The sequence below is a fragment of the uncultured Sphingomonas sp. genome (assembly GCF_913774285.1).
Classification (GTDB): Bacteria; Pseudomonadota; Alphaproteobacteria; order Sphingomonadales; family Sphingomonadaceae; genus Sphingomonas.
In genome coordinates, this window is the sequence record NZ_CAJYHX010000026.1 from 114600 (window position 1) to 127586 (window position 12987).

A 12987-nucleotide genomic window follows, 5' to 3' on the forward strand; every position below is an offset into this window, starting at 1 on the left:
TGTTCGCCGAGGGTGACTTCATCGAACGGATCGGCAAGCAGGTCGCGCCGCACGGCTTGCGGATCGACAATGTCACCGACGCCTATGCGTGTGGTGGATCACCGCATGGCACGCCGCGCGAGGTAACAATGACGAGCCGCCGCCCGCCATCCTGGCCGCCGTCCGCGCACAGGCTGCACGCGCCATCCTGGCAACTGGCGAGATCGCCAGCGCTTCGGACGCACAGAAGCAGGAACTCGCCGAGGCATTGTGGATCCAGTCCACGTTGACGGACATTTCGGTCCAACAGGCCAAAGGCGATGCGGCTCGCCTGCGCGCCATCGGCGACGCGGTGCGCCGGAGCGCCAAGCCCATGGGCCTCGATCTCGATTCGATCGATCTGACGACAAAGGGCTTCGTTCCGGCGCGGGTCGGCAGCAACGATGTGCGCAACCCCGGAGCCGCCCACATCGCTGCGTAGAGCAGCGGGTGCGGCGCCTCGCCGGCGACCGGGTCGGCGCCGCGCACGGCTCCGCCCATCGTTGCCTTTCCCGCTGGCGCGATCGCTAAGGCCGGCAAGACGTCGACCGAGGCAGACGGGCGAACATCCCCTCCATCGGCTGGCCGGAAGGCCGGGCATTTCCCCGCGAAGCGATGACGCGCAAGGATCGCAGCGCCCGGGGCGTCGACGCGGGTATCGCAGGCACCACAGCAATGCTGCCGTCGCCGCAGCGAGGCCCGGCGCTTGATTCCTTCCGCCACATCCGCGATGATGAATGATACATTGTATCATGTGAGTGTTTGTGACCTGTCTTTTTTCCCTTACGCCGCCATGCCGCTCAACGGCGATTCCAAGCCTACCGACGTACAGCGGTCAGGCATGAAGAGCCCGTGCATCAGCGTCTGCCGATTTGATGGCCGCACCGGCTGGTGCGTCGCGTGCGGGCGGACCCTGCCCGAATGCCGCGAATGGAAGAAGGCACCCCGCCCGCGGCTGCTGGCGATCAGCAAGGCACTGCCGGCGCGGCTGGCGAAGCTTGACGCGCGTGGCGTGCGAGTGACCGAGGAAGAGGCATGATCGAGTTTTCGGCGCTTTGGCTGATCTTCGTGCTCGGGCTGCGCCACGGGCTCGACCCCGATCATGTCGCGGTGATCGACAACATCGTGTTCCGTACGGTCGAAGCACGACCGCGGCTGGCGCTTTGGGCAGGCACGTTCTTCGCGATCGGTCACAGCTTGTCGGTCGCCGCCGTTGCCATCAGTGTGTCGCTGGCGGCGGGTGTCTTCGCCCTGCCAACCTGGACGGCGCCGCTCGTCGACGTCGCTGTAATCGGCCTGCTGCTGATCGTCGGCACGCTGAACCTGCACGCGCTGCTGACCCAGGCGCGCTATACGCCCGTAGGTTGGCGCAGCGGGCTGGTACCCAAGCGGCTGCGCAACAGCACCCATCCGCTGGCGGTAGTCGCGATCGGAGCGATCTTCGGGCTGGTGTTCGATACCGCCACCCAGGCGGCGGCCTGGGGCGCGGCGGCGACCACGAGGGGCGGCACCACGGCCGCACTGGTGATCGCCGCCACCTTCGCCTTGGGCATGATGCTGGCCGATACGCTCGACAGCCAGATCGTCGCCCGGCTGCTGCGCACCCGCGGCCGCGCCGCCGCGACCATGCAGCGCTATCGCCGTGCGGTGGGCTGGCTGGTGGTGACGCTCAGCTTCGGCACCGCCGGCTATGCGCTGGCCGAGTTGGCGGGGCTGGACGTCGCGCTGCCGGACGGGGCATTCACCGCGTTCGGCGTCGCCGCCGCTGCGACCATCGTCCTTCTGCTGCTCGCCGGCCGCTGGCGCGGCAACTGCAGGGAAGCGCGCCCGAGCGCCAAGCACAAGATTTCCAGGCGGATTTCGCCATAGCCATCAAGGTGCGGCGCATCGGGTTGGGCCCGCCTTTCAAATCGGCGCTGGGCATCACGCTGTTGCATGAGCACATGCTAGAACCGGAGACATGATGATGCACGACGACGAGACCCCTGCCCCCGAGCCCGCCGCCGCCCCCGAGCACCTCGCCAATCCCGAGCGGCGCGCGTTGCTCGGCGTCGTCGGCATGGCCGGTGTGATGGCAGCCGCGCCGTCCGAGGCCGCGCCGCGCGGCGCGAGAGGATTGGCCGAGATCGAGACCGTCGTCGTGATCTATGCCGAAAATCGCAGCTTCAACAATCTGTTCGCCGGCTTCCCCGGCCTCGCCGATCCGCTCGCTGCGGCGCCCCCTGCGCGCACCGCCCAGCGCGATCGGGACGGCTCCATGCTGAAGGCGCTGCCCAAGGTCTGGGAAGGCATGGTTCCCGACGAGCAGGTGGTCGAGCATCGCCGCTACAAGATCGGGCCGGACGATCTGCCGCCGCTCGCCAACGCGCCCTTCGCGCTGGCGACGCCGGAGGGCGATCCGCTGCCCCACGGCGTGGTGACCCGCGACCTCGTCCACGCCTTTTACCAGAATCAACTGCAGATCAACGGCGGCCGCAACGACGGCTTCGTCGCGTGGGGGGATAGCGGCGCGCTGGTGATGGGCCATTATGGCGAGGCCTCTGCCAAGCTGCGCCTCTGGCAGATCGCGCGCGAGTTCACGCTGTGCGATCGCTTCTTCATGGGTGCGTTCGGCGGGTCCTATCTCAACCACCAGTATCTCGTCGCCGCCCGTCCGCCCTTCTATCCCGATGCGGACAAGAGCCCGGCCCGCGGCCGCATTGCGCAGGTCGAGGGCGAGGACCCCAAGGGCATCCGCCTCAAGCTGAGGGCCGTATCACCCAAGAGCGCGATGGACGGCCCGCCGGACTTCGTGCCGAGTTCGCTCACCCCGGACTTCTGGTCGGTCAACACGATGCTGCCGCCCTATGCACCGACCTACCAGCTGGATCCCGAACGCCCCGGCTATGCCGACTGGAGCGATGCCAAGACGATGGTACCGCAGCGCCATGCGACGATCGGCGACCTGCTTTCCGCCAAGGGCGTTTCCTGGGCCTGGTATGCCGGCGGCTGGGCTGCCGCGCTGGCAGGCCATGCGAATGACGGTAGCTTCCCAAGCCGCCCCAACTTCCAGCCGCACCACCAGCCGCTCAACTATTTCGAGCAGTTCGCGCCCGGCACCGCCGCGCGCGCCAAGCATCTGCGCGACGCGGGCGAAGGCGAGACGCCGCGGACCAACCACTTCCTCGCCGATGTGGCGGCCGGCTCGCTGCCCGCGGTGAGCTTCTACAAGCCGCAGGGCAACCTCAACATGCATGCCGGCTATTCGGACGTCGAGGCGGGCGACCAGCATATCGCGGTGGTGGTCGATGCGCTGCGCCGCAGCCCGCAATGGCACAAGATGCTCGTCGTCATCACCTTCGACGAGAATGGCGGCTGGTGGGATCATGTGCCCCCGCCGAAGGGCGATCGCTGGGGCCCCGGCACCCGCATTCCGGCGGTGATCGTCTCCCCCTTCGCGAAACGCGGCTATGTCGACCACAGCATCTACGACACCGGCTCGATCGCACGCTTCCTAACCCGGCGCTTCAGCCTGCCCCCGTTACCCGGCCTGGTGGAGCGCGAGCGCGCGATGGTCGCCGCGGGCGGTCCGGCGCCGGGAGACCTCACCGGCGCCCTCATCATCGGCTGATATGGTGATGGCGATACGCGACCTCACCGGCAGGTGACGTCTACCGGGCTTTTGCCTTGGCCTTCCTGCGTCTGGCCTGACGCATGGCCCATTGCGTTCGCCAGAATGCGTACACGGCCAGGCTGCCGAGCAGCGCGAGCGCGACGCCGGACGCGCTCATCGCGAGCTTCCATGCCAGGCCACCGGCCTTGGCGGCGTGAATCGGATAGAGTTTCTCCCGGATCGATGCCGCAGCACCTCCCGTCGACGGGTCGGCACGGCCGATGATCTTCAGCGTCACTGGGTCGGCATAGACGAAGGTTCGGCCGTTCGGCGTCCATTCGAAGGGCTGGCGAAGCCGCAGGGCCAAGGGGGTACCGGCTTTTCGCGGCCATTGCAGGCGGCGGAACTCGGCGCCTGGAAATGCCGCTGCGGCAGCCTCGAACAGCGGCGTCAGGTCACGGCTTCCCTGCGCCGCCCCGATCTCGACCCGCGGCGGCCGCGACCGCGCTTCGACGAGCAGGCTGCCGCCCAGAGCGGGGAAAACCATCAGTACCCCGGTCACCAGCGACACGAGCAGCAAGGGCGCAGCCACTACGCCCATGTCGCGGTGATGGTGGACGATCGCGCCGGGCTTCATCGTCGCAGGCCACGGTCGCAGGCGAAAGCGACGCCGCGTCCGCCACCAGAGGACAACCCCGGTGACGACGAAGAACAGCCCGACCAGACCGGCGACGCCGGTGATCGCCTCCCCGGTGTCCCCCAGCAGCAGGCGGTGGTGGAGGTCGAACAGCCAGAGCTCCGGACGTTGCCACGATGCGGACCAGCGGGCGACCGTCTCTCCTGCCTGGCTCAGATAGGCGCCGCTGCCGTCCTTGAAGACGACCTGGTGTACACCGAGACCATGGCCGGCGAAGGTGATGCGATCGGGTGGCGGATGCCCGCTCATAACGATGCTCGTGACCTTCGCCAGCAACGCTGGATCGTCGCGGACGGAATCCTCCGCATGAGGCACGAAGGTCAGGGCGTCCCGCCACACGAGCAGCGCACCCGTCAGGCCCAGCAACGCGAGCAACAGGCCGCCGATGGCGCCGATCCAGCGGTGCAGCAGGACGAGAAGGTGCATCAGAATCCGGCCTGCCAGCTCAGCGTGAAGTTGCGGCCGCGGCCGGTGTAGAAACGCGCATTGTCGGTCGGCCCCTGCGTGTCGCTGTAATAGGTGACATAGTCGGTATTGCCGAGGTTCTGGACGCTCAGCATCACCCGGCCCACCGGCAGTTCATAGGCGATATAGGCGTCGAACAGCCGGTAGCCGACGAAGTCGTTGGCGATCGGCTGCCCCTCGAAGCGGCGCGACAGATAGTAGCGGCCCTGCAGGCGCGCGCTGAACCCGCCGAGGCTATAATCGATATTGAGATTCAGCCGGTCCGGCGAAATGTTGGCGCCGTCGAGATCGGCATCCATCCTGCCATCCCCGTTGGTGTCCGTGCGCCCGTTGACATGGGCGAAGCCGGTGCCGAGCTTCAGCCCCGGCAGCGGCGTGCGGACGCTCAGATTCACTTCCAGGCCTTCGATGTCGATCGGCTGGCGCGAAACGTTGAAGATGCCGTCGCTGCCGCGAACGAGCACCTGGCCCAGATCGCTCGACGACCAGTAATAGGTGGCGCTGGCGTCGAGCGGGCCTCGGGTGACTTCGACGCCGATCTCGCGATTGTTCGACACGACGGGCGTAAGGTCGAGGAAATCGGCAATGCGGACGTTGGGCTGGGTGATCCCGCGGAGAACACGCCCGATATCGGCGATCGTATAGCCTTCCGCATAGCTGCCATAGGCGCGGATGCCCTTGATCGGCTCCACCACCACCCCGCCGTTCCACAACGCGCGCTCGAACGAGGGCTTGCCGCCGGTGACTGCCCGCGCACCGGCACTGGCGAGCGTCGTATAATCCGGAATGTCGAGCTGGACGTTTTCGTAGCGCAGCCCGCCGGCGAGCCGCACGACGCCGTCGAACAGCTTCAGATTGGCCTGCCCGAACGGCGCCAGGCTACGGAAATCGGTCTGCGGCACCCAGGCGCGGCCTGTCTGGACGAGGTCCTGCTTGGTGCGGTCGATCAGCGCGTCGAACCCGGCGGTCAGCGTCAGCGCCTCGAAGCCCGGTACCGCACGTTCGTAGCTGATCTTACCGCCGATCTTGCGGGACACGTTGCGCGATTGATCGAACAGCGTGCCGACCGGCGCGATGCGTGCGTCCTGGAACGTCGCCAGGACACCACCGGCAAAGGTGTCGCTGGTGCGGTTGTAGAAGCCTTGCAGCGTGAACGCCCCGCCGGCCAGATCGCCGTCGGTGAGGGAGGCCGACACCATCTCGGCTAGGCCCGTCGAAGGCTGGCCCGGCGTCGCCCCGCGCCGGCTGGTGGCGGGAATGCCCAAAGCCCGGTTCCCGTCGACGGGGAGGTAATGGTTGTTGCCCTCCAGCCTGAACCGGTTGGCGATCACTTCGATGCGCGCAGTATCGGAGAGATCGAGCCCTGCCCGTCCGAAGAAGGACAGGCTGTCCGTATCCTGGATCTCGCTCTGGTTGCCGTCGAGGCCGATGCGACGCCCGCGCCCGTCAAGGAAGACGCCGCGCCGCTCGAAGGCAACCCCGCCGGTGGCATCGAACCGGCCGCTGCGGACGTTGACCAGGCCGGCGATCTTGCCGCCAAGCGAAGCGCCAGAGAAATCGTCGCCGCTATTGCCCTGGAGCAGGGTCCGCCCGTTCCACCCATTCTCTTTGGGCGCCGCCACGGTCACCTGGTTGACCACCCCGCCGGTCGCGCCGATGCCTTGCAGGGCGTTGGAACCGTAGATCACCTCCACCCGATCGATGAAGAAGGGATCGATGGTGTAGCCGTCGCGTGCGCCGTCGCGGATCGGTGTCGTCTGCGGGATGCCGTTGATCGCGTAAAGCGGCGACCGGCCGCGCAGCGTTTCGCCGAAGCCGGTGATCTTCTCGCGCGTGGGCGAGAAGGACGGCAGCAGTGCGGAGACTGCATCCACCGTAGAGCCTGAGACCGCGACCTGACGCGAAAGCGTCTCGCGATCGATGACGTCAACGGTCAGCGGCAGCGCGCTGGCCGGCAGGCGTGTCCGCGCGGCCGTGACGACGATGTCCTCACGCGCGGAGGTGGAGACGTCGCCGTCGGAATGACTGTCCTGCGCCTTCGCGCTTCCCGTCCAGATGGTGGCTGCGGCGATCACGCCGAGTGCGAACTTCATCCCGATCCCCTTTCCGTGGGGCCGATAGGAAACAACCGTACATTTTGCAACAGCCTCGCATTAGCAATTTTGCAGTCGCGCAGCTGTTTTGATGCTGCGGCCAGGCTCTATGCGATCGGATCTCCTCCCGAGCCGCCCCCCGCGGCGGCTGGACTCTCGCGCAGTTCGACAACCTCGAAGGCAAAGCTGGCCCAGGCGCGCTTCTTCGCCGCCTCTGCCAGCGCCGTCTTTTTGCCGAGTGCCTCCTTCGCCGACTTGCTGTGGCCCCAGAAGACCTCGGTCTTGCCATTGTCGAGCACCGCGACGATCCGCCAGAAATGGGTGAAGGGCGCGGCCGTGGGACCGATGGTCTTCACATAGCCGTCCGCCATCGTCGCGGTAAGGTAGCGCTTCTTTTTCGCCATCCGCTGCTGGTAGCGACCGGAGCGCCGAGGGTCACGATTTTCTGGAAGGCGTATGGAAGGGCAACGGCCGATTGCCCGGGCTGGGCCGCGCGGCATAGCCATCGCGTGATAGCGGCCCCGGTCGCCGCTGTTCGCTGCCGCGCCTCGCGAGTTGAAATCGCGCGGGTCGAAAGGCATAGCGCCGCATGCTTTCGCAGAAGTGCCGCTACGCGCTCCGCGCCCTGCAACATCTCGCCGATCGCCACGGCCAGGGTGTCGTGCCGCTGGCCGAGATCGTGTCGGCGCAGAACATCCCCGCCAAGTTCCTGACGGTCATCCTATCCGAGCTGGGACGCGAGGGGCTGGTGCGCGCGCAGCGCGGGCGCTCGGGCGGCTATGTGCTGGTGCCCTCGCCCGCCGACGTCCGGATCGGCGACATCATCCGGTTGATGCGCGGATCAATCGCGCTGGTTCCCTGCGCCAGTCGCGACGCGCACGAGCATTGCGAGAATTGCGTGCCCGAGGCGGTGTGCCGGCTTCGCAACCTGATGCTGCGCGTCCGCGACGAAACCGCGCATATTCTGGACGGTGTCACCCTCGCCGATGCATTTCCGACGACCAATCTGGAGTTGCCCACGGACAAGCCGTGATATATTGCCCATCTATCAGATAGGAATTACGCTCGCCCCATAACAAGGGGTAGATCCACATGCGGGCAGCAAGCATCCTCGGTACGATCGGCAATACGCCGCACATCCGGATGGCGCGGCTGTTTCCGGACGCCGAGGTTTGGATCAAATCCGAACGCGGCAACCCCGGCGGATCGCTGAAGGACCGGATCGCGCTGGCCATGGTCGAGGCGGCCGAGCGCAGCGGGGCGCTTTCGCCCGGCGGCATCATCGTCGAGCCGACCAGCGGCAACACCGGCGTTGGTCTGGCGATGGTGGCGGCGGTGAAAGGCTACCGCCTGATCCTGGTGATGCCCGAAAGCATGTCGATCGAGCGGCGCCGGCTCATGCAGGCGTACGGCGCCGCATTCGAACTGACCCCGCGCGAGCAGGGCATGGCCGGCGCCATCGCTCGCGCCGAGCAGTTGGTCGCGGCGATACCCGGCGCCTGGATGCCGCGCCAGTTCGACAATCCCGCCAATATCGATGCGCATGCCCGCACCACCGCGATCGAGATCCTTGCTGATTTCCGCAACGAGCCGATCGATGCGATCGTCACCGGCGTCGGGACGGGCGGTCACATCACCGCGCTCGCCGAAACGCTGAAGATGGAATGGCCCGGCCTGCAGGTGTTCGCAGTGGAGCCCGCCGCCTCGCCGGTGCTTTCCGGCGGGCGCGCCGGGCCGCATCCGATCCAGGGAATCGGCGCGGGCTTCGTGCCGACCAATCTTCACGCCGACATGCTCGACGGGGTGGTCCGGGTCGAAGCCGAAGCCGCCCTGTGGTTCGCCCAGGCCGCCGCACGGCGCGAGGGGCTGCTCGTCGGGCCCAGCTCGGGCGCGACACTGGCGGCGATCGCGGCCAAGCTTCCCGAACTTGCCGGGCTGCGCGTGCTGGGCTTCGCCTATGACACCGGCGAACGCTATCTCTCCGTCCCCGGCTTCGTTGCCGAGACGGACGGTAAAGCAGCGCTTTCTTCCGCGGCCAAGCTGGACTTGACCGGCACCAAGCCGAACTAGCTTCTAAATCTCTACTAGCAAGGTAGACATAAGACATCGCCATAAGGGAGGAACCATGATCCGACCGCCGTACCGGGGCCGCTGACCCCCTTTTCCGGCTCCACCGCGCCGACGATCCACCGCTGCCGCTGTCCCCGCCCCTTCGCATTCCCGCGCGAGGGCAAGGGAGGATTGTGCCCGGCGGAGACGATCGGCCAAGACCGTCTTGCAGGGAGACTCCATTGTCGTTTTACTCGTCCGTGCCGGCATGGCTTGCCGGCGCAAGCCTTGCTGCGCTCTGCGCCGGGGCCGCCCAGGCCCAGACCGTCCAGCTGGCCGCCACCGATCCGGTGGGCACACTGCCGGCGGCGATGCCCGGCGACGGCGATGCCGCGCCCGCGGCTGACGGCGACGACATCCTCGTCACCGCCCGCCGCCGCACTGAGCGCGCACAGGACGTGCCGATCGCCCTCACCGCGATCGGCGGCGAGACGCTGGCGGCACGTGGCGATTATCGGCTCGACCAGATCCAGCAGCTGGTACCCGCACTGCAGGTGTTCAGCTTCAACCCGCGCAACACCAACATCAACATTCGCGGCCTCGGCTCTAATGTCGCACTGACCAATGACGGGATCGAGAACGGCGTCGGCCTCTATATCGACGGCGTCTATTATGGCCGGCCGGGGCAGAGCCAGTTCGACCTGGTCGATCTCGAGCGCGTCGAGGTGCTGCGCGGGCCCCAAGGGACGCTGTTCGGCAAGAACACGACGGCAGGCGCGATCAACATCAGCTCGCGCCTGCCGAGCTTCACCACCGAGGCGCAGGGCGAGGCGAGCTTCGGCGACTATGGCTATCGCCAGTTGCGCGGCTCGCTGAGCGGCCCGCTGCTCGCCGACCTCGCCGCCGCGAGGATCAGCCTGGCCGAAACGCACCGCGACGGCTTCATCCACAATGTCACGACGGGCCGTGACGTCCATAACTATGACGACTTCACGGCCCGCGGGCAGCTCCTCGTCACGCCGCTCTCCGGGTTGTCGATCCGGCTGATCGGCGACTATTCGAACCAGCGCCAGCAATGCTGCATCAACCTGCCGGTCTCGGTCTTCACCAGCTACGCCAATGGCGCGAGCATCGCCAACAACTGGCTCCAGCGTGCGGCCCGCGCCAGCTATACGCCCCTCCCCTTCGATCTCTTCGCGCGCAAGACGGACGCCAACTCGCCCTTCTACGCGATCATGGACACCTGGGGCCTCTCGGGCGAGGTCGACTATGACCTGGGCGGGGCGACGATCACCTCGATCACCGCCGGGCGGCACTGGAACTGGTATCCGTCGAACGATTCCGACGTCACCCGGCTGTCGGTGAACCTCCAAAGCAACCAGCAGAATTTCCAGCGCCAGTTCAGTCAGGAAGTCCGCATCGCCTCCAATGGCGAGCACCGCGTCGACTGGCTGATCGGCGGCTATTATTTCTGGCAGGTGGTGCGCGGCGTAGGGTCCGCGATCTATGGGGCGGACGCGCCGAACTGGCTCTATCCGGCCGACGCGCTGGCGGTCTCCGACGCCGCGGTAAACGGCTTCACCTCGCGCTCGCGCTCCGATCCGCACACCCGCAGCATTGCCGCCTTCGCGCAGACCACCTGGCACATCGATCCGCGGCTCAGCCTCACCACCGGGCTGCGCTTCACCCATGAGGACAAATGGGGGAGCTATGTCTCGCTGCAGACCGACGGCAAGTCGCTCGCCGCGCTGACCCCGGCGCAGGCGACGCGCGCCCAGGCAATCCGCAACGGCCTCGCCCCGCCCGCCAACTACGGCGTGAATGCCAAGGACGACAGCTGGTCGTGGCTGGCAACGCTCAGCTGGAAGCCGGTCGACGACGTGCTGCTTTACGCGACCAACTCGCGCGGCACCAAGTCGCAGGGGCTGAACCTGACCACCATTCCCGCCGGGGTCAGCGCCGTGGTCGATCCCGAGCAGACCGACAATTACGAGATCGGCCTCAAGTCCCAGCTGTTCCGCCGCACCCTAACTGCGAACCTTGCCGGCTTTTGGGCGAACGTGACTAATTATCAGACCACGATCGTCCAGCAGGTGATCGGCACCAACAGCTACATCAATTACATCGCCAATATCCCCAAGGTCCGCTCGCGCGGGTTCGAGGCCGACCTGGCCTGGCAGCCTATCGCCGCACTCGGCTTTACGGCGGCACTCGCTTATACCGACGCGACCTATCGGAACTATCCGAACGGGCCGACACCGGTCGAGGCGCTTAACCCTACCACCGCCCAGCCCGGCGGGTCGCCGCTCCAGAACATGAGCGGGCAGCGGCTGGCGGGCGTGCCCAAATGGTCCGCCTCGCTCGGCACCGACGCCAGCCATGCGCTGACCGACCGGATCACCCTCTACGGCCATGCCGACTGGTCATGGCGCTCCAATTACTACACCGTCGCCAGCAACAGCCGCTACGGGCTCGTCCCCGGCTATGACCTGGTCAACGCGCGTATCGGCGTGCGGCTGGACAAGGGTCGGCTCGACCTCTCGGTCTGGGCCCGCAACCTCTTCGACAAGAACTATTTCCAGACGCTCAGCGTCGCGAACACCGGGCTCGTTTCCGCGATCCTCGGCGACCCGCGCACGCTGGGCGCCACCCTCCGGACGAAATGGTGAGCCCATGGCGACGATCCCCGCCCACGACACCCGGTTCCGCATCGCCTCCCCGCCGATCCACGCCGACGAGCCCCCGGCGTGGCGGCTGATCGGCTTCGCCTCGCTGGCGATCCCGATCGCGGGGGCGGGGCTGCCGCTGATCCTGTTCGTGCCCCAGCTCTACGCCAGCCATTACGGGCTCTCGCTGGCGACGATCGGGCTGATCTTCTTCCTCGGCCGCTTCTGGGACGTCGCCGCCGATCCGATCGTCGGCGTGCTGAGCGACCGCACCCGCAGCCGCTTCGGCCGGCGCAGGCCATGGATCGCGGCGGGCGGGCTGCTCTTCGGGCTGGGCTCGGCCCTGCTCTTCTTCCCGCCCGCGGCGGTGGCGCCGCTTTACCTCGCGGCCGCGCTCTTCATCTTCTACGCCGGCTGGACGATGATCGAGGTGCCCTTCTCCGCCTGGACCGGGGAATTGTCGGGCGCCTATCATGGTCGCACCCGATCGGTGACCTTCCAGCAGACTGCGCAAGCATCCGGCCTGCTGCTCGTGCTGATCCTCCCGACGCTGCTCGAACAGCTCCGCCCCGCCGACATCGCGCTCAAGCTGCATGTCGTCGGCGGCTTCATCCTGCTCACCCTCGCGCCCGCGCTGGTGCTGAGCCTAACCGCCTTTCGCGAGCCGCCGCGCCCCGCCTTGGAACCCCGCCCCGAAGGCTTTCTCCGCACCGCCAGCCTGATCCTGCGCGACCGGCTGCTGGTCCGCGTGCTCGCCTCGGACGTGGCGGTCACCGCCGGCCAGTCGATCCGCGCCGGGCTGATCACCTTCTTCGCAGTGAACTATATGGGCGCGCCCGGCTGGGCGAGCGGCCTGTACCTGTTCCAGTTCGTCTTCGGCGTCTTCGCCGCGCCGCTCTGGCTGCAGATCGGCCGGCGCCTCGGCAAGCGCGAGACTGCGATTGCCGGCGAGCTGGTCCAGGTCGCAATCAACCTCGGGCTGCTGTTCGTCGTTCCCGGCGCGATCGGGCTGCTGCTGGCGCTCACCATCGCGCAGGGGCTGGCGCAGGGCTCGGGCAACCTGATGCTCCGCGCGATGATCGCCGACGTCGCCGATCATCACGAGCTGGAGACCGGCCACAACCGCACCGGCCTGCTCTTCTCGGTGTTCAGCCTCGCCACCAAGGCGGGGCCGGCGATCGGCATCGGCATCGCCCTACCCTTCGTCGCCTGGATGGGGTTCAGCCCCAAGGGCGCCAACACGCCCGAGGCGCTGGAGACGCTGAAGCTCGTCTTCGCGCTTGGCCCGGCCCTCGCCCACATCCTCTCTGCCGCAATCATCTGGCGCTTCCCGCTCGATGCGCAGCGCCATGCCACCATCCGTCGCGCGCTCGATGCGCGCGCCGCCGGCCAACTTCCACTCTGACC

10 protein-coding genes and 1 pseudogene are annotated in these 12987 nt (G+C 67.4%); 8 read left to right on the forward strand and 3 right to left on the reverse strand.

Features of this window, described 5'->3' with window-relative positions; genetic code table 11:
- Positions 1-88: 88 nt before the first annotated feature.
- From QZ670_RS13510 to acpA, 4 genes are all read left to right on the forward strand, one after another.
- Positions 89-460, forward strand: a complete 372-nt coding sequence (locus QZ670_RS13510) for a DUF6683 family protein (RefSeq protein ID WP_294256307.1) — start codon at positions 89-91, stop codon at positions 458-460.
- A gap of 399 nt (positions 461-859) precedes the next feature.
- On the forward strand, positions 860-1057 hold the full coding sequence (locus QZ670_RS13515) for a DUF1289 domain-containing protein (RefSeq protein ID WP_294256311.1): 198 nt from the start codon (positions 860-862) through the stop codon (positions 1055-1057).
- A complete protein-coding gene (locus QZ670_RS13520) occupies positions 1054-1887 on the forward strand; it encodes a nickel permease (RefSeq protein ID WP_294256312.1) in 834 nt (277 codons plus the stop codon). The genes QZ670_RS13515 and QZ670_RS13520 overlap by 4 nt, the downstream gene beginning before the upstream one ends.
- A gap of 91 nt (positions 1888-1978) precedes the next feature.
- Positions 1979-3628, forward strand: a complete 1650-nt coding sequence (gene acpA, locus QZ670_RS13525) for an acid phosphatase (protein WP_294256315.1) — start codon at positions 1979-1981, stop codon at positions 3626-3628.
- Positions 3629-3668: 40 nt separating this feature from the next.
- On the opposite strand, the gene QZ670_RS13530 is transcribed toward acpA, so the two are convergent.
- From QZ670_RS13530 to QZ670_RS13540, 3 genes are all read right to left on the reverse strand, one after another.
- Positions 3669-4733 (reverse strand): PepSY-associated TM helix domain-containing protein, encoded by a 1065-nt coding sequence (locus tag QZ670_RS13530; RefSeq protein ID WP_294256318.1) that lies wholly within the window; start codon positions 4731-4733, stop codon positions 3669-3671.
- Positions 4733-6865, reverse strand: a complete 2133-nt coding sequence (locus QZ670_RS13535; RefSeq protein WP_294256321.1) for a TonB-dependent receptor — start codon at positions 6863-6865, stop codon at positions 4733-4735. The genes QZ670_RS13530 and QZ670_RS13535 overlap by 1 nt, the downstream gene beginning before the upstream one ends.
- Positions 6866-6972: 107 nt before the next feature.
- Positions 6973-7269, reverse strand: a complete 297-nt coding sequence (locus tag QZ670_RS13540) for a hypothetical protein (RefSeq protein ID WP_294256323.1) — start codon at positions 7267-7269, stop codon at positions 6973-6975.
- 185 nt (positions 7270-7454) lie between these two features.
- Here QZ670_RS13540 and QZ670_RS13545 point away from each other — a divergent pair, with 185 nt between their 5' ends.
- The 4 genes and pseudogenes from QZ670_RS13545 to QZ670_RS13560 all read left to right on the forward strand — a co-directional run bounded on the left by QZ670_RS13545 (position 7455) and on the right by QZ670_RS13560 (position 12985).
- A complete protein-coding gene (locus QZ670_RS13545) occupies positions 7455-7898 on the forward strand; it encodes an Rrf2 family transcriptional regulator (RefSeq protein WP_294256324.1) in 444 nt (147 codons plus the stop codon).
- A 59-nt stretch (positions 7899-7957) separates the two neighbouring features.
- Positions 7958-8869: pseudogene (cysK, locus tag QZ670_RS13550) on the forward strand (cysteine synthase A); the annotation flags it as partial.
- Positions 8870-9174: 305 nt separating this feature from the next.
- Positions 9175-11583 (forward strand): TonB-dependent receptor, encoded by a 2409-nt coding sequence (locus QZ670_RS13555; RefSeq protein WP_365894656.1) that lies wholly within the window; start codon positions 9175-9177, stop codon positions 11581-11583.
- Between the two features lie 4 nt (positions 11584-11587).
- Complete coding sequence (locus tag QZ670_RS13560; RefSeq protein ID WP_294256326.1) at positions 11588-12985, forward strand: MFS transporter; 1398 nt, start codon at positions 11588-11590, stop codon at positions 12983-12985.
- Positions 12986-12987: the final 2 nt, after the last annotated feature.

Bases quoted from the DNA above. Each gene is read 5' to 3' on its own strand.
- QZ670_RS13515 (WP_294256311.1), top strand. From the start codon at position 860: ATGAAGAGCCCGTGCATCAGCGTCTGCCGATTTGATGGCCGCACCGGC.
- QZ670_RS13520 (WP_294256312.1), top strand. From the start codon at position 1,054: ATGATCGAGTTTTCGGCGCTTTGGCTGATCTTCGTGCTCGGGCTGCGC.
- acpA (WP_294256315.1), top strand. From the start codon at position 1,979: ATGATGATGCACGACGACGAGACCCCTGCCCCCGAGCCCGCCGCCGCC.
- QZ670_RS13530 (WP_294256318.1), bottom strand. From the start codon at position 4,733: ATGCACCTTCTCGTCCTGCTGCACCGCTGGATCGGCGCCATCGGCGGC.
- QZ670_RS13535 (WP_294256321.1), bottom strand. From the start codon at position 6,865: ATGAAGTTCGCACTCGGCGTGATCGCCGCAGCCACCATCTGGACGGGA.
- QZ670_RS13540 (WP_294256323.1), bottom strand. From the start codon at position 7,269: ATGGCGAAAAAGAAGCGCTACCTTACCGCGACGATGGCGGACGGCTAT.
- QZ670_RS13545 (WP_294256324.1), top strand. From the start codon at position 7,455: ATGCTTTCGCAGAAGTGCCGCTACGCGCTCCGCGCCCTGCAACATCTC.
- QZ670_RS13560 (WP_294256326.1), top strand. From the start codon at position 11,588: ATGGCGACGATCCCCGCCCACGACACCCGGTTCCGCATCGCCTCCCCG.